Annotated in this window: 17 protein-coding genes and 2 pseudogenes; 13 read left to right on the top strand and 6 right to left on the bottom strand. The window is 50.9% G+C overall.

From position 1 onward, the window contains the following. Positions 1-3 precede the first annotated feature (3 nt). The 5 genes from LG300_RS15210 to LG300_RS15190 are packed head-to-tail and all read left to right on the top strand — an operon-like array spanning position 4 to position 5,552. A complete protein-coding gene (locus LG300_RS15210) occupies positions 4-1,092 on the top strand; it encodes a hypothetical protein (RefSeq protein WP_404376144.1) in 1,089 nt (362 codons plus the stop codon). After that, positions 1,089-2,570 (top strand): N-6 DNA methylase, encoded by a 1,482-nt coding sequence (locus tag LG300_RS15205; RefSeq protein ID WP_404376143.1) that lies wholly within the window; start codon positions 1,089-1,091, stop codon positions 2,568-2,570. Before LG300_RS15210 ends, LG300_RS15205 begins: the two co-directional genes overlap by 4 nt. After that, a complete protein-coding gene (locus LG300_RS15200) occupies positions 2,567-4,363 on the top strand; it encodes a restriction endonuclease subunit S (RefSeq protein WP_404376142.1) in 1,797 nt (598 codons plus the stop codon). The genes LG300_RS15205 and LG300_RS15200 overlap by 4 nt, the downstream gene beginning before the upstream one ends. Further along, on the top strand, positions 4,360-5,061 hold the full coding sequence (locus LG300_RS15195; RefSeq protein WP_404376141.1) for a DUF3800 domain-containing protein: 702 nt from the start codon (positions 4,360-4,362) through the stop codon (positions 5,059-5,061). The genes LG300_RS15200 and LG300_RS15195 overlap by 4 nt, the downstream gene beginning before the upstream one ends. Before the next feature lie 2 nt (positions 5,062-5,063). After that, positions 5,064-5,552 (top strand): hypothetical protein, encoded by a 489-nt coding sequence (locus LG300_RS15190; protein ID WP_404376140.1) that lies wholly within the window; start codon positions 5,064-5,066, stop codon positions 5,550-5,552. Positions 5,553-6,150: 598 nt separating this feature from the next. Here LG300_RS15190 and LG300_RS15185 read toward each other — a convergent pair. Continuing rightward, on the bottom strand, positions 6,151-6,477 hold the full coding sequence (locus LG300_RS15185; RefSeq protein WP_404376139.1) for a hypothetical protein: 327 nt from the start codon (positions 6,475-6,477) through the stop codon (positions 6,151-6,153). Positions 6,478-6,639: 162 nt separating this feature from the next. Next, complete coding sequence (locus LG300_RS15180) at positions 6,640-6,852, bottom strand: helix-turn-helix domain-containing protein (protein ID WP_404376138.1); 213 nt, start codon at positions 6,850-6,852, stop codon at positions 6,640-6,642. Between the two features lie 147 nt (positions 6,853-6,999). Between LG300_RS15180 and LG300_RS15175 the strand changes: the two genes are divergently transcribed. The 6 genes from LG300_RS15175 (at position 7,000) to LG300_RS15150 (ending at position 11,890) form a co-directional block, all read left to right on the top strand. Continuing rightward, the gene (locus tag LG300_RS15175) at positions 7,000-7,236 is read left to right on the top strand and encodes a hypothetical protein (RefSeq protein WP_399845436.1); all 237 of its coding nucleotides are present in this window, start codon (positions 7,000-7,002) and stop codon (positions 7,234-7,236) included. Further along, positions 7,229-8,392 (top strand): Arm DNA-binding domain-containing protein, encoded by a 1,164-nt coding sequence (locus tag LG300_RS15170; RefSeq protein WP_404376137.1) that lies wholly within the window; start codon positions 7,229-7,231, stop codon positions 8,390-8,392. The genes LG300_RS15175 and LG300_RS15170 overlap by 8 nt, the downstream gene beginning before the upstream one ends. Before the next feature lie 9 nt (positions 8,393-8,401). Further along, entirely contained in the window at positions 8,402-8,722 is a 321-nt protein-coding gene (locus LG300_RS15165; RefSeq protein ID WP_404376136.1) for a hypothetical protein, read from the top strand. Further along, positions 8,713-8,997, top strand: coding sequence for a hypothetical protein (locus tag LG300_RS15160; RefSeq protein WP_074211327.1), 285 nt, complete (start codon positions 8,713-8,715; stop codon positions 8,995-8,997). The genes LG300_RS15165 and LG300_RS15160 overlap by 10 nt, the downstream gene beginning before the upstream one ends. 444 nt (positions 8,998-9,441) lie before the next feature. Then, the gene (locus LG300_RS15155) at positions 9,442-9,942 is read left to right on the top strand and encodes a DUF3015 family protein (protein ID WP_404376135.1); all 501 of its coding nucleotides are present in this window, start codon (positions 9,442-9,444) and stop codon (positions 9,940-9,942) included. A gap of 91 nt (positions 9,943-10,033) precedes the next feature. After that, on the top strand, positions 10,034-11,890 hold the full coding sequence (locus LG300_RS15150; RefSeq protein ID WP_404376134.1) for a DUF4105 domain-containing protein: 1,857 nt from the start codon (positions 10,034-10,036) through the stop codon (positions 11,888-11,890). Positions 11,891-11,957: 67 nt separating this feature from the next. Here the strand turns inward: LG300_RS15150 and LG300_RS15145 are convergent, their stop codons facing one another. From LG300_RS15145 to LG300_RS15130, 4 genes and pseudogenes are all read right to left on the bottom strand, one after another. Continuing rightward, the gene (locus tag LG300_RS15145; protein ID WP_404376133.1) at positions 11,958-15,272 is read right to left on the bottom strand and encodes a tyrosine-type recombinase/integrase; all 3,315 of its coding nucleotides are present in this window, start codon (positions 15,270-15,272) and stop codon (positions 11,958-11,960) included. Continuing rightward, positions 15,269-17,668, bottom strand: coding sequence for a hypothetical protein (locus LG300_RS15140; protein WP_404376132.1), 2,400 nt, complete (start codon positions 17,666-17,668; stop codon positions 15,269-15,271). The genes LG300_RS15145 and LG300_RS15140 overlap by 4 nt, the downstream gene beginning before the upstream one ends. A gap of 14 nt (positions 17,669-17,682) precedes the next feature. Beyond that, on the bottom strand, positions 17,683-18,075 hold the full coding sequence (locus LG300_RS15135; protein ID WP_074211331.1) for a hypothetical protein: 393 nt from the start codon (positions 18,073-18,075) through the stop codon (positions 17,683-17,685). A gap of 656 nt (positions 18,076-18,731) precedes the next feature. Continuing rightward, positions 18,732-18,861, bottom strand: a pseudogene (locus LG300_RS15130) (IS30 family transposase); the annotation flags it as partial. 5 nt (positions 18,862-18,866) lie between these two features. Between LG300_RS15130 and LG300_RS15125 the strand changes: the two are divergent. Both LG300_RS15125 and LG300_RS15120 read left to right on the top strand, forming a co-directional pair. Next, positions 18,867-19,834: pseudogene (locus LG300_RS15125) on the top strand (sodium ion-translocating decarboxylase subunit beta); the annotation flags it as partial. An 858-nt stretch (positions 19,835-20,692) separates the two neighbouring features. Beyond that, entirely contained in the window at positions 20,693-21,553 is an 861-nt protein-coding gene (locus tag LG300_RS15120) for a transketolase (RefSeq protein WP_404376131.1), read from the top strand.

Below are 21,553 nucleotides of genomic sequence, written 5' to 3'. Positions count from 1 at the left end.
AGCATGTACGCTTACATTTACAGCGGTGAAACGTCTGTTGAAACACTCCCTTCGCTTACTATTGACAAAAAAAGCATCAATTTTTTTATAAAACCGTTGATGGCCGGTAGTCAATTCCAGCAGCAGATCCAAGGCCCCGAGACGTGGCAGCTGACGTTTTTCAAGCAGACTAAGTTCTCCATTACCCTGACCGTACGTTTATATGAAAAACCGTTATCGTCTGATGATTCGAACTGTGTTGCGAAGGCGGCTTGGTTTAATAACGAATTCCAGACGGCTAACAACGAGCAGTTCTCACATGCCATGTCACAGTTTTTGAGGGGCTCTGGTGCGCTTTCGTTAGATCAGCTTATGCCCACAACTCAAGCTCGTTACTTGGTCAATGACCGTAGCGGGTTGGCTTATTTTTCTGCTAGTGCGGATCAGTTTAAGCGTGTTGTACTCTGTCAGGCGCTTGCAGTGGCTTATAGTCAAGTAATGAGCCAATGTATGGAACAGCTGAGCACCACTCTCAAAGGTAAAAAGTACAGTGAGATACTGACGCTTTACGAGCAGATACTCTTCTTCAATGCCTCCGACTATTTTTCACTTCCCGTTAAATTAGAGCGTCACGAGCTTTTTACCGTTTGGAAGTTGGTCCGTGACCACTGGCATCTTAATGAGCTAAATCGCGAGCTGACCGGCCAGCTTTCCAGTGTAGCGACTTTCCTTCAGGGGTACCGTGATAGGGTCGAAATGAAATCTCGTCAAGAAGAGCGCCAACGACAATCCCAGCGAGAAAAAGACCAAGAACGGCGAGATAAGCAGGCGGCGGAAGCTCGGGGGGAAGAGCGCGAACGGCGGCGTAAAAGAGAAAGAGACGAAGATCGTATTCGCCAGCAACGTGAAGAGGAACAACGGGAAGCTGAAAAAGCCATCGCAGAGCGTGAAGCGAAACGAGATCGCAAGATTAACTACGCTATCGGCTTTGCTAGCCTTCTACTCACTTTTTTATCAATTGTTTCATTGGTCGAGTTAACGCCTGAGCACTTCAGTCAGGCTTACAAAAACTGGGTTACTCCTGTCATCGAAAATATAAGCGATATCGAATGAGCATTTCCACCACCATTAAGTCCATTCAAGACATCATGCGTAAAGACGTGGGCGTTGACGGCGACGCCCAGCGTATTGGCCAGCTGGTCTGGCTACTGTTTTTAAAGATTTTTGACGACCGCGAGCAAGAGTGGGAAATGTTCAGCGATGACTACCGCTCGCCGATCCCCGAGCCGCTGCGCTGGCGTAATTGGGCCGCCGACCCGGAAGGCATGACCGGCGACGAGCTCAAGGATTTTATTGATAACACTCTTTTTCCCGGCCTGCAGCAGCTACAGCCCCAGGGCGACGACATTCGCGGTGTGGTGATTCGCAATGTGTTCGAGGATGCCTATAACTACATGAAGTCTGGCCAGCTTATGCGCCAGGTGATCAACCGCCTGCAGAGCGGCGTCGACTTCAACAAGTCCGCCGAGCGCCACGAGCTGGGCGAACTCTACGAACAGATCCTTAAAGACCTGCAAAGCGCGGGCAACGCCGGTGAGTTCTACACCCCGCGGGCGGTGACCGAATTTATGGTTAACCGGGTCGATCCCAAGCTGGAAGAAAGCGTGATGGACCCGGCCTGCGGCACCGGTGGGTTTTTAACTTGCACCATCGAGCACAAGCGCCGCCATTACGTGAAAACGCCGCAGGACGAACAGACCCTGCAGAACAGCATCCACGGGGTCGAGAAAAAGCCGCTGCCGCACCTGCTGGCCACCACCAATATGATTCTGCACGGCATTGAGGTGCCCAACCAGATCCGCCACGACAACACCCTGGCGCGCCCGCTTCGCGATTGGGGGCCGAAAGAACGGGTGGATGTGATAGTGGCCAACCCACCGTTTGGCGGCATGGAAGAAGACGGCATTGAAACCAACTTCCCCAGTGCCTTCCGCACCCGGGAAACCGCTGACCTGTTCATGACGCTGTTTATCCAACTGCTGAAAAACACCGGCCGTGCCGCCGTGGTGCTACCGGATGGCTTTCTGTTTGGCGAGGGCATGAAAACCCGCCTCAAGGAAAAGCTGCTGGAGGAGTGCAACCTGCACACCATCGTGCGCCTACCCAACGGCGTGTTTAACCCTTACACCGGCATCAAGACCAACCTGCTGTTCTTCACCAAGGGTCAGCCGACAGAAAATATCTGGTATTACGAACACCCCTACCCGGAAGGCTACAAGAACTACAGCAAGACCCGCCCGATGAAGTTTGCCGAGTTCCAGACAGAGATCGATTGGTGGGGCGATGAAGTCGATGGCTTTGCCAGCCGTGAGGAAACCCATCAGGCCTGGAAAGTCTCGATCGATGAGATCAAGGCGCGCAACTACAACCTGGATATCAAGAACCCCTGGCAGGGGGAAACCATCACCCACGACCCGGACGAACTGCTGACCGAGTACCAGCAGCAGCAGGCGGAGATTCAGGAACTGCGCGACCAGCTGAAAACCATCCTCGGTGATGCGCTGACCCGTGATGCGGGGGAGCAGGCATGAGTGCACAAACGCTGATAACAGAGCATCTGGATCTTTGGATGCAAGCGGTCACCCAGAAATCTACGGCGGGCCGGGGGCGCAACGGTAAAGTTGAGCTAACCGGCATTAAGAAGCTACGGGAGCTGATTCTGGAACTGGCGGTGCGCGGGAAGTTGGTGGAGCAAGATCCTGATGATGAGCCTGCTAGTGTGCTGCTGGAGCAAGTTGCTAATGAAAAGGCCCAGCTTGCTAAGGTAGGGAAAATCAAGAAGTCTAAGAAGCTGCCCGATATTGATGAAGAAGAAAAACCTTTTGGCCTTCCTGATGGTTGGCTATGGGCACGCATGGAGGCCATTAGCGAATATATTCAGCGTGGGAAAGGGCCTAAATACGCGGAAACAGGGGGAGTGAGGGTTGTCTCCCAAAAATGCGTTCAATGGTCAGGTTTTGATCTGAGTGTTTCTCGCTTCGTCGATGACAGTAGCTTAGACGGCTATCAGGATGAACGTTATATTCGTGATGGAGACGTTCTTTGGAACTCAACAGGCACAGGGACTGTTGGCCGGGCTATTGTGATTAAAAAGCCACAATATTCTATCGTTGCTGATTCACATGTGACGATTGTTCGTCTAGTGATTGCAGAACCACGCTATGTCCTAAATTACATTTCATCGCCTAGCGTGCAACATAGAATAGAGCCTGGTCACGAAAATTCATTGGTATCAGGCACCACCAAACAAGTCGAATTGAATTCTGGTTCAGTTAAGCTGCTTCCGGTTCCATTACCTCCCTTAAAAGAACAGAACCGCATCGTCCAGAAAGTCGATGAACTGATGGCCCTCTGCGACCGGCTGGAACAGTACACCAGCGACCAGCTCGACGCCCACGAAACACTTGTAGACACACTGCTTGGCACCTTAACCCAATCCGCCAACGCCACCGAACTGGCCGACAACTGGGTGCGCCTCTCAGAGCACTTCGACACGCTGTTTACCACCGAACAAAGCATCGACAAGCTCAAGCAGACTATTCTGCAACTGGCGGTGATGGGGCGGCTGGTGGAGCAGGATGCGGGGGATGAGTCGGCACACACTCTGCTTAATCGTTTGACGGACAGCAGGCAAGCATGGCTCCACGAAAAGAGCTCAAGCAACCCTGAGTGCAAGACCATGCTCCGTAAGCTGGGTAAGTTACGCCCGGCTCAACCCCCATTCCCGCTGCCCAGAGGTTGGCAGCCTGCACACTTGATCCAGCTTTGTCGTATGCTGGTTGATTGCCATAACAAAACCGCACCCTATGTTGAGGAAGGCATTCCAATCATTCGCACCTCAAACATTCGTGGACGGCGATTCAATTTCAACGAAATTAAGTATGTAAACGAAGAAACCTATGCTTACTGGTCCCGCAGAAGCCCACCAGAGCCTGGAGACATCATTTTTACCCGCGAGGCGCCAATGGGCGAAGCAGCCATAATCCCTGAGGGTAGAACTTGGTGTCTGGGCCAGAGAACCATGCTAATTCGGCCAATGCACGAGCACATAAACAATAGTTTTCTTCTCTTAGCTTTGACCGAACCCCACCTACTTGAGAGGGCAGCAGAAAAGGCAATTGGCTCCACAGTTAAGCATTTGCGCGTTGGCGACGTGGAGAATCTTGTAGTGCCAGTTCCACCACTAGCTGAACAACACCGCATCGTCCAAAAAGTCGATGAGCTGATGGCCATCTGCGACCAACTCAAGGAACGCCTGAACCAGGCCAGCAACACCCGCTGCCAGTTGGCGGGGGCCATTGTTGAACAAGGACTTTCAGTATGACGACCGAATATAACGTGTACTGCGATGAATCCTGCCATCTGGAAAATGACGGCCAAAAGGCGATGGTGTTGGGCGCGGTCTGGTGCCCGAAAGACAAACGGTTAGAAATCGCCGAACGGATTCGCGAAATCAAACAGAAGCACGGCCTCAAACGAGATTTTGAAATCAAATGGACCAAGGTGAGCCCATCAAAGCTGGCTTTCTATAAGGACATCGTTGATTACTTTTTCGATGATGACGACCTGCATTTCCGAGGCCTGATCGTCCCTGACAAAAGCATTTTGGACCATGGGCAGCATCAACAGGACCACGACGAGTGGTACTACAAGATGTACTTCACCATGCTGAAAACTATTTTTGACCCGGAGTCGCGCTATTACGTCTATATCGATATCAAAGATACACTGGGGCATGAGAAAGTCGAAAAGCTTCAGGACATTCTCTGTACCAACGCCTACGATTTTTCACGAAAAATGATCGCGGACGTTAAGCGTGTCCAATCGCATGAAGTCGAACACCTTCAAATTGCGGACTTGCTGATAGGTGCCCTTTCTTACTTGCACCGCGAATTATCCGGCAACAGCGCCAAGGAAGCTCTCATCGCCAGAATCCGCCAACGCAGCGGCTATCGGCTGACATGTAACACCATGATACGCGAGCTAAAGTTCAATCTTTTGATCTGGAGCAGCAGGATTTGACCATGGATGGAATACCTGAGTGGATACCCGATCTGGAGCTGTTTACTGACTACGGCGGTGACTGGGAGCAATACCTTGATGCGATTTACAGAATCTTCTGCCGGGATTTCGTAGACTCAAAGCCCCTCTTCCGAGGTCAGCGTTTGGCGTTGAAAAGACACCCGGTTTTAGACGGAAAAGAAGCAACCTTCTGGCATATGACCAGCGAAGGCAGCGTGGAATCCGAGAGAACACCAGATTTCAGACGATGCGAGCGAATCCGCTGGCCTCGTCCCGTCATCGAAAACGAGCAAGACTTGGCTTTGAAAGTGTGGTCAGAAAAACGGGGCAACGAAAACCGTATTCATCTATGGTTTGAGGCAGAAGGTTATTTGGTGGTTCTGGCCGAACGAGCGACATATACGCTCCCTTGGACAGCTTTTTATATCGAACGCCAACACCAGCGGGACAAGTACACGAAGCGTTGGAAAAGGAACACTGGGAGGAAATAAGGCTGGCCGCGCCCTCTAAGAGAACGGGGCCGTAACTCCTTCCACACTGACGCCTATAGGCTGGTAGATGAGCTGGATGAACTATAGTGACACCGTAGCCTGATTTCAATGATCATCTAGCATCCTTTGCCAAATTGGACGCTAATACTGTGCTGTAGGGTCTAAAAAATAAAAAAACAGCGTAGGTTGCAAGCAGCCAAGAGGGCAGGGTCGTATTATCAAGAGCGGTAGGCCGACCAAAGTGAGTTTGCAACTACCCCAGGGCCTGTAATCGCAAAAGAACCCCCGCTATATCGACGGCTAAGGTGCAGTTATGGCACAAAGCTTTGTCTACAGGATCAATAAAAAACCCCTAAGCAACTCGACTGGTTAGCAGTCTCATCGATAGGGGCCGTGTTGATATCAACCATAGTCCCCTCGTGAGTCACTAGCAATCGGTTTTGTATAGCCAAATAGCATAAAACGTACATCTGGTCATCGAACAAGGAGGCTGGCTGGGATGACAGGCGAGCGATGAAATTTGGCGATATTGGGCCAACTGAAAGAAAAACGCTGCTTGCAACGTGTCTCTGGGGGCTGCAACAGCCGAGCAGAGTATCTATTGCCTTGTGCTTCCACCATTATCACTGAAGTAATCGTCTTTAGCGACCAGCCCAATGTCACCTGCCTGTAATCCAGCATCACCCTCTTCACTGAACAAGTTTTGCACACGACGTTCTTGCTTGAAGTAAGCTAGGGTACGGAAGAAGCAGTCTTCACACAGATGCACTTCGTAGCGTTCGCCATCGTGTTGAGACCCATAGCCCCAGTGTGCTTGGAGTGTGGCAAATTCAAGTCCGCCGCTTGTTGTTTGCGTAGAGGTTAGGCATACATCACAGTGCACATCAGTAACTGTATCGACTTCTACTTTTTCAGTCACTTTCATCTTGATCTCCCTTATCTGCTATTAGCTTTTGCTAACTTGAAGCACTGCACTGCGTCAATTAGTGCTGCATAGATCATGTCAAACGCTTGGTGGTTAGCTCACCAGCAATGGGGTGTTGTGCCAAAAGCTGGGGGGATCGCGCCAACTGAGTTTGTGAAAAGCTCAGTCATGGTCGCGGGGTAGATATTCAAATAAGTCTCCTACCTGACAGTCAAAATATCGGCATAGCGCTTCCACCGCTTCAAGCTCGATGCGGCTTGCTGATTCGTGATAGAGCCTCGTAATCGTTCCTCGATTAATGCCCGTTTCACGTGCCACATCGACAATCTTTAGCTTTCTTTCTCCCATGATCCGAGATAGGTGGCACTTAATCATAATGTCCCTCTGTAGATTTATTTGATCTTCTGTAGGTCAAAAATTGTTGCAATAGGTCTTTTATGGGCTATTATGTCCTCTAGGAGGTCATAAGGGCTTTTTGATGCGCTTAATGATCTTCAAGACAATATCATAAGGAGAGCAAAAATGTCCTATTGCTACCTCACTACAGCCGAGCTTGCGGAGCGCATCAAGTATGACGCACGCACCATCCGCGAACGTTTAAAAGATGACGTGCTGCTGGAAGGTATTCATTACATTCGCCCATTTGGCGGCCGCAAGATTTTATATCTCTGGGAGCCCATTGAGCGCGATATGCAGCTGCACTCGAAAGAAGAAAGTCTTGGCGTACCGATGGCGGGTGGAGGTGTATGCCATGGGTAGAATTGCAATCAGGAAAGAAACTCAGAAGCTATTTTTTGACTTCAATTATTTGGGTAAACGCTGTCGTGAGCAAACAACGCTGGATAACACAGCAGCTAACCGTAAGAAATTAGAGCGGATTCTGGAGAAGATCGAGGCGGAGATTACGCTGGGGTCGTTTGATTATGGCCGCTACTTCCCGGATAGTCCGCGTGCCAAGACGTTAAGCAAGCGTGCATTAACGGCGGTTGGGGGTTATCACGCCACGCCGTTGCTACGCCAGTTCGCCGAAACGTGGTTTGCAGAGAAAGAGATCGAATGGCGTGAATCACAAATTGTCACGGTGCAAGGCTGCTTAGACCGCCATATCTTGCCCGCGTTAGGGCATAAGGAAGTCGGCAGCATCACTCGTGCAGAAATTCTTGAGTTCCGGGCCTCACTCGCCAAAGTTAATACCCGGAGCGGCAAGAAGCTTTCTGCCAGTCGCATTAACCACATCATGACGCCATTGCGCATGATGTTGAATGAAGCCGCCGACCGCTATGAGTTTAGCTCACCCTATCGCGGGATTAAATCGCTCAATGTGCCGCGCACGGATGTGGAGCCTTTTACGCTTGAGGAGGTGCAGCAGATCATTCAGCGCGTACGGGAAGACTTCCGTCAGTACTATACCGTGCGTTTCTTCACCGGCATGCGTACCGGCGAGATTGACGGCTTAATCTGGGAAAACGTGGATTTTGGCCGTCGCCAGATTTTAGTTCACCAAGCGCTGGTCCGTGGCCAAGTAGTACCCACTAAAACCGACGGTTCCTTCCGTTCTATCGACATGTCGCAACCCGTTTTTGATGCCCTGAAGGCGCAGTTTGAGGTGACGGGTAAAACGGGGCTGGTTTTTACCACGCGCAAGGGCACTGCCTTATCTCACGTCAATGTAACGAAACGGGTGTGGTATCCCTTGCTGGAGGAATTGCGGCTGCGTAAACGCCGCCCTTATCAAACTCGCCACACTGCCGCCACGCTCTGGCTGGCGGCAGGCGAGAGTCCTGAATGGATTGCCCGCCAGATGGGCCATACCACCACGGAAATGCTGTTCCGTGTGTACTCACGCTTTGTGCCTAATTTAACGCGCCAAGATGGCTCTGCGTTTGAGCGCATGCTGAATCAGAAACGTGCCTAGGAGAAAACGATGAAACCGATCGATACGCCAACGAAGCGCCGTGACAACATCGAAGATACCCTGCACGTGATGGCAGCACTGCAATCTCAACAACGCCTTGAACGCCGCTTGGCAGAAGCGCTCGCTGCAGCGACCAGCTTAGCACCAGGGTGTGCTTTGGTCATGTGGCTGGGAGATGGCCAAGAGCGTACTAACCTGGATGCGCTAACTACTTGGGTAGGTCGTACCCTTCAGCAGCTTGGGCTTGATGCCAATCGCCAAGCTATCCCGCGTTTACTTGCGGAACTAGAGCGCACGCTTTGGGCCTGGGAGGATCAAGCATGGCACTAACAAAGCAAATTGACACCCAAAAGGTAGATCGTCAGTTTGAAGGTGAGGTGTATGTCGCCGGAGTTGAAGGACCCGAGTGGTTGATGCAGCATCATGTCTGGTCGCTTTATCTGATTAGCGCTAAGGGCAACCTTCGTGTCTTCTTGACCGACCGCCATGCAGCTGAAGAGGGGGTCCCGAAAATGGGGCAGCGGCTTAAGGTAACAGTACGTTGGGCTAATTTCGTCAGCCAAAAGCTGTGTTTCATCACTCGTTATGAGGTGTTGGGCGAATAGAAGTAGGGCGGTCCATATTTCCCACTCTCCAGTTTATCCCCACCCCTTTTAACAAAGGCGGTGGGGATAATTGGTTATATGACTCGGTGTTTATATCATGCTGACTTTCTATAGGCGATGCGAAGCGTGCCGCTTCTCAAAGTAGCTGTAAAAGTTAGACTCCTGACAGTCACCCTGCAATTATCACGCTTGCCAAAGGGGCTTAGCATCGAAGGCTAGTATTTTGCAATGTAACTTAGGTACGCTTAACAGCCGGGTTGAGGTAAAGTATACTTTTAAAGTGATTTGAAATTTAGCGTGTGCATATCAATAGTTCAGCTTAATTGATATTCGCCTTTTGAGCTTGCTAAACACAGTCAACGCTTTTCGAGCGTCATTGGGAGACGCCGGCCCCTCCTGATAGGCATTAAAAGAGGCCGATAAACTAAAAAGGGAACTAAAATCATGAAATTATTTACTTTTTCTGCAGCTGCGTTAACTGGAAGCTTGCTGGTTTTAGGCAGCACCGCAGCGGTTGCAAACACTCACAGCGCCAATGTCAATCCTTGGCAGCACTGCGGTATCGGTGCAGCGATTTTCGATGACAATACCACTGCGGCCGCTATCTCCAACGTCATTTGGGACTCTGGTACTACCGCCGTTACCTCTGCCACTCTCTCTCCAGACACTTGCAGTAGCAAAGAAGTTAAGGTGGCACAGTTCATTGATACGACTTATGACCAGTTGGCGTTAGAAACTGCCATGGGTGAGGGTGAGCACTTGGCCGCCGCACTGGGTCTGATGAACTGCGGTACTGATGTCCAACAAGGTGTCGTCAGTCAATTGCGTACTGACCTGCAGGCCTCTACAGCCGCCGCGGGTTACGCTGAACAGGCGCACGCCGACAAAGCTTTCGAGTTTTATAGCAGCTTAACTCAGGCTGCCGCTGACTGCTCTGCCAGCTAAGCGGTGTTACCAGCGGAGCCGGTGATCACTTCCCGGCTCCGTCATCGCTGTCTCTTGTGTTTTCGTCATACCATTCAAGGATTTCTTCGCTATGCGACGCCTTTTGATGGCGCTTTCGGCATGCCTGTCTTTTCAATCAGGTAGTATCCAGGCCGCTGAACCGGCGCTTTTCAATCACCCCCAATGGCGTTCGCTGCTGCATTTCGACCGGGTTGGCATGCTCAGCCGGCCGCGCAGCGCTGTACTGGATGAGGCTTTTTTTCTGGCAGAGGATGGTCAGTTCAACCCAGAGGCTGAGCTCACGGCGACGCTAGCTGCACTGCGAGAGCATCCTCAGGACGATGAGAGCCATGCGAGCTGCCGCTTTCCCGCTCGTGCACTCTGGCTAACTCAAATGACGGGTGAGCGCTGGCCGGATGCTGTATGCCCTGACTGGGAAGCTTGGCAGTCACAGCACAGTGACTCAGAAGTAGGTCTGATGTTCGCTTCAGGCTATCTTGGCAATCCGGCTTCTTTCTTCGGTCACTTGATGTTGCACCTTGAGCAGGAAAATGAAGGTGCCAATGTGACAATGTCCCGGCTTCTCGACACCAGCCTTAACTTTGGCGCGGACGTGCCTGACGGTGAAGGACTGATGGCGTATATGGCCAAGGGGATCTTTGGTGGGTACGAAGCCCGGTACTCACACGCGCCTTTCTACCAGAATAATACTGTTTATTCAGAGCGCGAAATGCGAGACCTTTGGCACTATCAACTTGCCTTGCCACCTCAAAAACGTGAGCTTCTGGTCGCTCATTTATTTGAAGTTATTGGGCAAGACTTTGATTACCTCTTCCTTTCACAGAACTGCGCTTCTCGAATCGCCCGTACTCTGGAGCTAGTCGTGGAGGAAGACCTAACTCCGGGACACATGCCCTGGGTAGCGCCAGAAACATTGGTGCGCGCTATTAGCGACGCCAGTATAGATGGCCAACCACTCCTTCAAGATGCTCAACACGTACCTTCCAGACGTTTACAGACCGAATGGCGTTACCAAGCACTTGCACTCGAAGAGCAGCAGGTTATCCAGAGCGTCTGGCCTAGCATGGAGGACTTGACGCTGGATGATGAGGCGTTTAGCCACTTGCCGCCAGAGAGCCAGGCTGAGGTGCTAAACACCTTATTGAGCCATGTGGCTTTTTTAAAGCAAACCGGAGATGAGCACCATTTGGCCGAGACTGAGCGCCGTCTACTTCAGGCTCGCTTGGCATTACCATCATCCAGCACGTCGCTGTTACCCACCGAACGGCTGCCCTTGCATGAATCGACACCTCCGGCACTCATGCGTTTAGAGAGCGTTTATAATAGCGAGTTAGGAGAAGCAGCACGTCTAATATTGCGACCACTTCAGTACGATCTACTAGATAGCAACGCTACCCGGATGCCTAATGCCGCGTTGGAAATCGGCCGTACGGAGCTGTCGATGACAGATGAAGGCGTTCGTTTGCACCGCTTATCGCTTTTTAATATTACGAACTTGCATGCTCATAGCGTACCGCTGCCAGCATTGCCCAGCATGACATGGCACGCCTCTGGTGGTATTGAGCGCTCAAAGCTTGACTGTAACAGCTGCTTAGAAGGACAGGTCACATTACTGGCAGGAAAGTCGCGCCGTTTTGGTCGCCATTTACCTTTTGGTATGCTGGGGGGGCAACTGCGTACAGAGCGTCATCTGGTGGGGCCGCTTGCCCCAGTAGTCCAAGTTGGGATGCTGAGTGACTGGAGCAAAGGCCACCGAACCCTGTTGCAGGCGACTCATGTTGATGCATTAAAAGGAGAGGCGGGGCGCACTACCTCATGGCATTTACAGCACCGCATCTCGTTAGGCAGCGACTTGGACGCACGCATGGGTATTGAAAGCGACAAGGATTCTGAAGAGGTAAGCCTTGGGGTCTCATGGTACTTCTGAACCTCTGTAGCACCGGTGCTTATTTAACTATCCCTATCCAGGCTAAACTTTGATATTCATGCGCTGTTTAATTTGAAGACGGATCGTCTCCACACAGCCCTAAAATAAGCATCGTCATAAATGCTGCGAAGCGTACTGCCTCCCAAAGAGGCTGCTGAGCACTTTTGTAACTACCCCGAGTGATTTTTAGGTTGGCGTTTCCGTACCAATAGCGAGTGCGGCCCGAAGGGGAGGGCGTCGGTATCAGCTCAATACGTTTATGAGGAATATCCGTCGCTTTAGCCCAGTGGTGTTTGACGCTTTTTTCCTTGGTATTAGCTGCTACCTCAACGACCAGATAAGTGTGCTGAAAACAGCGCAGTGGTCGTAATAGTTCACGTACGCGATTGATGGCTTCTGCGTCGGGGAGCACAATATGCCCACTACTGCGCTGCATATGATTTCGCAAGGTGACCAAGCTCTCTTCGGCCTTGATGGGTTCTTTCTGGTGCCAATCAAGTAACCTGTGAAAAAACTGTCCTGCCTCTCTCAGTACGTGCGGTTTGATAGGGGGCGCCATGCAGCGGTGAAGTTCTGGCATATAGATACGTTTTGAGGCAACACGCCGCTGCCGGTCATGGCGGTTCTCTTCACGGCTAAACTGCTGGTTGGTGCGCCGCGTTTTGCGTTGCATCAGCTGTTCGCCATTGGCTACCCACTGGCATAGTTGGCCTTTATCAAGCGCAAACCTTCTAGCTGTCTGCTGGATGGCGTTGTCTAGCGATATCCCGTGAACTTCTTGTTGCTCGATAAGGCGGAGACACTGATAAATCGTCGTTGCCTCAGGCCAGTTAAGGACCGTTTCTAAAGAGGTGTCGAGCGGATTAACGTGTGGAGGCTGGTATTTTGCCCACGTGTGTGTCAGCGGGTCGTTCGCAAGAAACGGTTGCCAGTCAGCTTTCAAATAGCTCAGCAGCACGCTAGCTTGCGTCTTACCTATTAGATCGCGACGGCTGCGCCAGCTGGTTAGTGCCGTTTTGGAGGGTAAGTTCAGCAGCGTGAATTGCTGGTCGAGACAGAGTGATGGATTAAATTGTCTATAGGTTGTTTGGCCAAGTGCCCAATCTAACAAGTGAGAGTAAGAGCCGAGAGTTTCATCAGGGCTGGCATGCCCTGCCCAAAGTGCAAGCTGCCATAGTCGTTTGCGAGAAGGGCGGTCTTGGGGCGCAAGGCCTGCCAACACAGAAATATCAGCTTCTGTATTCGGCAATGCAATGTCTCCATTGTCATCAAGCAGCCAGGCCTCGGGGAGTAGTTCGCATGGCGAGCGCTCCAGCAAGCGCAATAACGTAAAGCTAACGAAACTATGCCTAAGATGGTGATAGCGTAGGCTGGGATCGCCACTTACCGTTTTCAAAGCCGTTTGCACGGGATGAAAGAGGGCTTTTTCATCAAGCAATAAGCGACCACTGCCACTGCTGCAAAAAAGTAGCTGCTTTTGTATTTGCTGGGTAGTGGTTTCGCCCTGGCGACGTTTTACCCACTCGATAAGTAGCTCCCGCTCTTTAGGCATTAATAACCACAGCGGTAACCGCCGCGTTGCTGCATAGCTCTTTCCTCGTCGATACGCATTGGAGCGGATGGATAGCTCCCCTATGAAGGTGTCGTTACCATCGATATAAACCACATCTCGAACTAGAAGCCCCGCGCACTCACTACGTCGCAGACCCAGGCGATACCCCAAGATGAGAGCGAGCTTTTGCATGGTGCGAAAGCGTTCAGGCTGTTTGGAAGATTCGATTAAGTCGAGTGCACGGCGATACTCAGCAGGCGTCACTATATTCACGTCTACGCGTTGTTGGGCGCCTTGCGTGTTTTCAAGGTCAATCGGTGGTGCTGCAATGGTATCTACTAAAAAGGCGTGGAAATCGCACAGGCGGTTCTGCACCTTTGCCCGATCACCGCTCGGCTTGATGCTATTTAAGACGTTCTCATACAGGGCCTCCCACTCATCCGCACTGGCCGTCTGAATATCGCCGAACTCCAAGCTGTGAGCCACAAGAGGTTGGCCAATTGTCGATAAGTATGTGGTGACCGAACTGACTGCGAGCCTAGACTTTACACGGCCGCCTTTCTTCAGAAGCTTATGGCACCATTTTGCCAGCAACGTCACCATCGCACCGTTACGGCTTGAAACATTCAAAAACGTGTCAATGTTATGGATCGCTTCACGCTCGCTGACTCGGCCAACTAACGAGTTAGAGAAACACCTTTGCAGTTGGCGGAGTTGCTGTAGCTGATCGGAAGGGGATGTGTGAGACTGAGTGGGTTCCTGAAACTCCAAATATACATCGTTGTCACTGGTGTCTACGGACGTATCGGTTAAAACGCAGCGGTGGAGCAGGCGCTGCCAAGATGAAGGACGTAGTGATAGCGCAATATTAGCTCTACTCGCGTAGTGATTCAGTACGGGAGGCCTGTCCAGCGATGAAGCAGTGTGAGCCATAGACAGCAGGGCCGAGTTATGCGCTGGCGACGCGTTGTTAGTAATATGTTTGAGATAAGACCTGAGGCACTGCGCGACAGGGAGGCGACTGTTTGTAGCGGTGCGAGGCCACTCTTTGCCTCTTTCTTGGTAGATATTCAGGAGCAGTAATTGGCTTATAGGACTCAGAAATAGCCGCCGATAGCAAAAGCCTTGCTCCTTTTCGATGAGCGTCTCGGGGGGCGTTTTAGAAGGTGCGTCGCCATCAACGGCGTCGTTGTATTCTGCTTTTTCTTCATCCTTGGTTGACTGCATACCCTCCACTAGGGTGAGAAACGCCGTATTGTTAGCCAACATTATACCTTGCTCAAAGGAAGCCGGCAGTTGCTCAACGTAACGTTTGTGCAGCAGAGCTCCTTCGCGAATTAGCTGAAATAACCATCGCCCTATCAGCCATTTATGCAAAGCATGGCCGCTAAGTGCTGCTACTCTTGGAAAAGCGTCGTGCGCTTCGACAAGCGCATCCCAGTTATTGAGTTCAGCGAAAGACGCGGTGGTGATGGTCGGGGGCTTGCGAGTTACCGTGACCAATGGGCTCGGAATTGTCACCGACCATTTCAGCTGTTTGTGTCCACGCTCTAGGCCCTTCACTAAGAAGTTGTGCGTTTTGCGCAGCGCCTTGGGTGGAGTGTTCAGATGTAGCGCGTCAAACACCGCTGTTATGGTCGCATCGGGAATCACAAGGCCTTGTTGACCTTCTATGATACCGGGAGCGTTTTGCTCTAATGTTTCGAGAATGCTCCAAAGGCGTTGGTAGCGCTCACGAGCGCGCTGATAGCGACGCTCCTCTTGGCCATCGGATGACATTTTTTTAGGCGGTGATAGTTGCCAACCTGACCAGGCGACCTGTGCGCTCATAACGCCTTACCCTTCAATGCCTTCCAGCCCTGCTCCTTCATCAGCTTTTCGATGGCGGGGGCGATAAGCTCACAGTACTCACGTGGGCAAAACGTTGAGTAGTTGTCCCAAGGTGCCTGTCCTGCATCCCAGTGCCCCATAAAAGCATCGACAACCTCGGAAGAAAAACCTTTTTCTTTCAGCTGAGTATGTAAATAATGGCGGTTGATATTGAGCGGCGGAGTGTCTCGCCAGTTCAAATGAGCCTCCAGCCTGGAGGGAGTAACTTCTTGCGGAGTACCGGACGGGTTCAAAAACATAAACGGGGTCTCCCATGCTTTTTGTAGGTAAACCTCCAAGCGGCCCAGAAGGCCGGTGCGATGGTGCTGGTAGTGCTCTAATTGCTCAACCATGAGCGAAGTGAGCGGTAAAAAGCGGGCGTGGCTTTGCTCATCATCTGTTTTATCCGCGATGACAATCATGCGCCGAGATAGCGAAATGTTTTCCCAGACTGGCAATGGATCGCGAATGCTGCGATAGCCGGTTGAAAACATCAGCATAGCGACGGTATACGCGACGTAGGCATTGTGCATACTGAACAGATCTAATGGTTGCACGCTTTTCTTAGCGGCTTTGATTCGCTGCTGCAGGGTGGCAACGAGCTCTTTTACGTATGTCGTTTTAGGTACCAGCTTGGAGCCTACATACTGGGGAGTGTCGGATATGGTAGAGCTGGCAGTCGCACAAGTGTGCTTGATTTCATCGGATTGAGGCGCAGCGGCGGAGCATTGCTGTTCAATCGCGCGCATAGCTCGTAAATACTGCTGCTCTAAATGGTGTGTGCTAGGTGCGTAGTAATACAGAGAGGTTTGCTGTCCAAACGATGGCATACGCGCTGTTATCAGGCACGCTGCCGTCAAATCGGCATCGCCGGCGTTGAGTGTATTGAAGAGGTGTGCCCCCAAGCGATGTACGGTTAACCGAGAGCCTGTTTTTCGGTTGGTTTCAGAAAGCAGCGTTTTTAAATCATTTTCCAGCTCTGCTCTGTTGTTGTTGTTGAATAGGGGGAGTGCACGTTTATTGACGCGTCGCACGATATGTGACGCGTGTCCTTCTACCAGCTGCCAGCTGAATGCCGGAATCGGCAGTCTCAACGATGCCTGAGTAGCGCGCATATGCGTTGGCCACTCCCCCGTCATTTGACGGCTGCTTTCTGGTCGCAAAATGCCAGACACCCAGTAGGCGTGCTCACCATGCACAACAATGATTGATTGTTCATCGATGGTGCTAGGTGATTTCCTTTTCATAGGTAACACCTGAGCATCTAAAACACTTTCTAAGCTGCGGCCGGTGGTTAACAGCAACCCGATCACGCAGCCAATGTAGCGGCGTTTGTTTGAAGGTAATTGGTTCAACTGCTGCATGAGCTGATAAAGATCAAATGCACTCAGCTGCTCCCACCGCCCCGGCAGGAGCTGCGCCGCTTTATCTTGAAAGATTTGCTGGCTGCGGGCACGAAATACCGCTTGCAAAGAGGAATCTCCCTTTGCCGTTTTGACAGGCTGATCGCTCTGGATTAGCTCAGTGGATGAGCGCTCTTCGGCGATGGATAAACCAGCGGTACGCAGCGTACTTTCGGTGTTTTCATTGAGGTCTTGGGCGAGTGTTAATACTGAGGCAGCCGTTGCTTCCCAGTAATCGTCCGCGTCATCATCGAAAAGCCGTTTACGCTGAACAGTGGGATTTTTTTGTGAATGATGATCTGTTTTTTCTTGATACCCGCGCCGTGGCTGCCTCCTATTCAGCCCATAGGCTAAGAAGCGTCCTAGCTCTTTAATATAAGCATCTTGTTGCTTACTTTCCTCATCCACCTGAAATGCATCACAGCGTATGCTTAGTTCGACAGTTGGCCGGTCCAAAGGAGCTAAAAAATCTAGCCAGCTTGCCTCAATGCGCCTTGCTACCTTGCAAGCCGCCTCTAAGCTTTTAGCGTATGTAGTCGGCTTGAGGCGCTTTTCGCGTTGTTCCGTAAACGCTTTGTTGTCCTGGGCCACTCGCATATCAAGGCGCCACTTAAACGCCGCATTAATGATGTGTGCGAGAAGAAGAAGCCGCTCGCTTAGCTTTTTTGGCTGCTCTTGTGCTGTCGAAAGTTTGAACAGGGCACCGTGGATAGGGTTTGAGCCATGAATGCCCTTCTCGCCACGATCCGATTGTGATCGTAATACTAACTGACCGCTATGAATTGCGTTTGCAAGCGCAGAAAGTTCAGAAGGGTTCCAGCAGTGATCGCCTATATCGATCAACTGTTCAATCGTCTGGATAAGAAGTGGTTTTATCGTCTCTATATCAAAGTAATCGTCACGGGGCTGAAGGATTTCTTCTAAAAGCTCATAAAGTTTAGCTTTTTCATCCATGAGGTAAGTCACTTTTAATAAAGTCGTCGGTCAAGATTGAAAGCATCACAGAAAGCGGTCTTATTGCTGAAGCGCTCAGAGACATCAATTAATGATGTTGGTTGAGCAGACGCTAGCGCTTTCCATACAGCAACTAAGTAGTGACCAGCCTCTTTTGGAGAGAGTGCATGGCACGCATCCGCAGATAACGCGAATAACAGAGCAAACGCATCCGTTTGTTGACTGGGCGGTGCTTCTACCAATGTGACGCGAACCCTCTCACTGCCGTGAAAACGGTTTTTCGCTATATACAGGGCATGCAGGTTCGCAAGACAAAACAGCGGATCGTCATGCTTTTTGCTCCTCTTGGCTTCGTAGACAACAGGAGGGTGCTGAAGGATATAGGCTTTCAGAGCATCGTCGGTCATCCTCTGAATCACTTGCAAAAATGGTGGGCGGGCTAATAAAAGGCGACGCACCGGGGGCGAGAGATATCGGCTTACCTCTATATGCGACAGTGGAGCCTTTCTTGAACCACGCTCTTTTAGCATCAAAACACCTGTTTAATTTTGTGAGAGTGCCTTTGCTTACCATCTGAAGGCATCATGCTTTAGGTATGTGTGACTTCTTTTTTATCATGATTTTTAAATGACGCAACCCCTGTAGCGTAAAAAACTTCAGCGTGACATCGTCACGCTGAAGTGTTCGCTTAGAGGTGGGCTATTGATATATATCTGTTCAAATAAGTTTCGCCGTTTGTTTTTAAAATATAATTGTAGTCAATTTTAAGAGTTATCCATGACATCGTCACGCTGATCTTCCAAGTGTCTTGAAGCCTGCACTTACCCGTACAATACGCCATCATTGCAGCGACGTTTTACACCTGGACAGGACTGCCCTTAAACACGACACTGCAGGCCTGACAGCTCTCTGGCTATATCACGGCGGAAGCCACGCTCAACGTTAGTTACTTTGGTGTGGATTAGCCTCTGCCGCGCATGCCATATGCTAGGTGTTTCTTAACGGTGGCACGCTGCGTAAAGTGGGTTTAAATATGCTGAAGTGCGAATTGGCCAAGTGCCACGGCCATTTTACGCTCCTGGTCATAGGTTATACTTTTCGACGGTAGTCGGCATCCGGTTCAAGGCGGCACTGAAGCCTACTACCGCTGATGTGGCGGTGGCGGCATCGTCCATTTTCGCCAGGATTAGAAAGCTGTCACGATTCGGCCGCATCCGATCAACTGCGGGTCGCGAAAAATATCATGGTTGGCGTCGGCTACAGCGACGGTATGCTCTACAACTTCCATAAAGTGGCTATTGGCTGGGGCATTGACCGATTTCGGCCCGCTGCGCTAACCCGCGCACGCTATTCCTGGGCGCGGCGGCCCAGTTCGGTATCTTTGCCACGCTGTTCGGCGCGGTGCTGCTCACGTCCATGGGCATTATGGACTTCTCGCTCAACCAGGCGGCGGCGATTGGTATTATCGGCGGGGCGGATGGCTCGACCTCGATTTATGTCTCTAGCGTGCTGGCGCCGGAACTGCTCGGGGCGATTGCCGTGGCCGCTTACGCCTATATGGCGCTGGTGCCACTGATCCAGCCGCCGATCATGCGTCTGCTGACCACTGAAAAAGAGCGCAAGATCACCATGACGCAACTGCGCCCGGTCTCCAAGCTCGAAAAAGTGGTCTTCCCGCTGATGCTACTGATTGCGGTAGCGCTGTTTCTGCCGGACGCCGCACCGCTGCTGGGGATGTTCTGCTTCGGTAACCTGATGCGCGAGTGTGGCGTGGTGGAGCGTCTCTCCGATACCGCGCAAAACGCACTGATCAATATCGTGACGATTATCCTCGGTCTCTCCGTGGGCTCAAAGCTCATGGCCGAGAGCTTCCTGGCATTTGAAACCCTGGGAATCCTGGGGCTGGGGATCGTAGCCTTCGGTATTGGCACGGCCGCTGGGGTATTGATGGCCAAGCTGATGAACCTGGTCAGCAAAATGCCCATCAACCCGCTGATTGGCGCGGCTGGGGTCTCCGCCGTACCGATGGCGGCGCGTGTTGCTAACAAGGTGGGTTTAGAGGCGAATCCGCATAACTTCCTGTTGATGCACGCCATGGGGCCGAACGTTGCTGGGGTCATTGGCTCGGCGGTGGCTGCTGGGGTGATGATTAAGTACCTGGGTTAAGCAGCTAGTTAGATAGCACTTCTGCCGCTATAGAACGCGGTTTACCGAGCAAGCGCTCGTGTAAGCCGCGTTTTTTTATGCTCGTTGGAGCTCAATAGCCGTTTTGAGGCGGTTTTCCAGACCGCTGATGTCCAGCTCTACATCTCGTGGCCAGCGAATAGTTAAGCAAGCGCCTTTCTTGGCCGAACTTGTTTGCTTCCTGCGTTCTCCACTTCAATAATTTCATGCCTATATATTTGTAAGGTGTTATGAGCCATAAATTTGACCGCAATATCAACATCTTGTTTCGAGTACGGTAAGGCTTTCTTTCATATTGGCGTTTTAGCATCATTTGCCTAATTATAATTTATTTTGTGCAGTATTGTTAAAGATAAATTATTCGGTGGGTTGACAACAACCAAAGTGGCAGGCAGCTCCGCTATTAAACTTATGCATACCATCTGCCTACTGGTAGAGGTGCTGGATCAAATGGTCAGGTTGACTTGCGAACCAGCTAAATGCCACCAGCTTACCAACGCTAGTTAGTGCCCCCTTAAAATGGTTGACCAATTTTTGATATTGATCAATCTGCTACTGATTGAAAGGATTTTTAAAAGCAAGATTTATCTCAATAAACATTTATATAAACGATGTTATCCTAAAGTCTCAGCTTTTTTTACTAGGTTTTAATCCATTTTTTCTGTTGTAATATTCATAGATTTCAATATCTTATGTTTTTCAGGGGGGGTGGGCGCTAAGCGCTGATAGCCGAGAATGGTGTGTCTAATATTAGCTGAAAATTTTTTAGACTAAAGTTCTGTTTCATAAATTCACGGTTGTCTCTATCTTGAAATGGTCAACCATTTGGAGGTGACTGGAATGAGTCAAATAGCTACCGCATCGAAAGCTAGCGATATCGAAGCACTTCGACAGCGGGCTTACAAAATTCGTCGCCACGCCCTGCGAATGGGTGAGGTGCAAGGTCAAGGTTATGTTGGCCAAGCTTTGGGGGTTGCTGATGTTTTGGCGGTTTCTTACTTCCGCGCGCTAAAACTGGATCCAAAAAATCCTGAGTGGGAAGAGCGCGATCGTTTTCTGCTATCCATCGGCCATTACGCCATTGCTCTTTATGCTGCCCTAATTGAGGCCGGTGTCATCGCCGAAAACGAGATCGAAGATTACGGAAGTGATGACAGTATTTTGCCCATGTCAGGTATGGCCGACTATACACCGGGTATGGAAATTACCGGTGGATCTCTAGGCCATGGTCTTGGCATTGGGGTGGGTATGGCGTTGGGGCTCAAGCGCAAAGAGAGTACTTCACGTATTTTTAACCTGCTTTCGGATGGTGAGCTAAATGAAGGCTCGACCTGGGAGGCCGTAGCATCCGCAGCTCACTGGAACCTGGACAACCTGATTGCCATTGTTGACGTCAACGATCAGCAGGCCGATGACAAATCGTCCACCGTACTTAACTACGAGCCGATCGCTGATAAATGGACGGCGTTTGGATGGGAAACTTATCGCGTCGATGGCAATAATCTCGAAGCATTGGTTGATGCCTTCGATAGTGCCATGGAAAGCAGTTCCAATAAGCCCCGTGTCATTATCTGCGACACTCTGATGGGGCGTGGTGTGCCTTTCCTCGAAGAACGTGACAAGAACCACTTCATTCGTGTTGATGAGGATGAGTGGAGTGTGGCGCTCAAACAGCTCGACGAAGTTTACGGTGTCCAGTAA

Source organism: Vreelandella aquamarina (assembly GCF_044805175.1).
Lineage (GTDB): Bacteria > Pseudomonadota > Gammaproteobacteria > Pseudomonadales > Halomonadaceae > Vreelandella > Vreelandella aquamarina_B.
The sequence above is the reverse complement of the archived record's forward strand: the minus strand, read 5'-3'. Positions and strand labels throughout refer to the sequence as shown.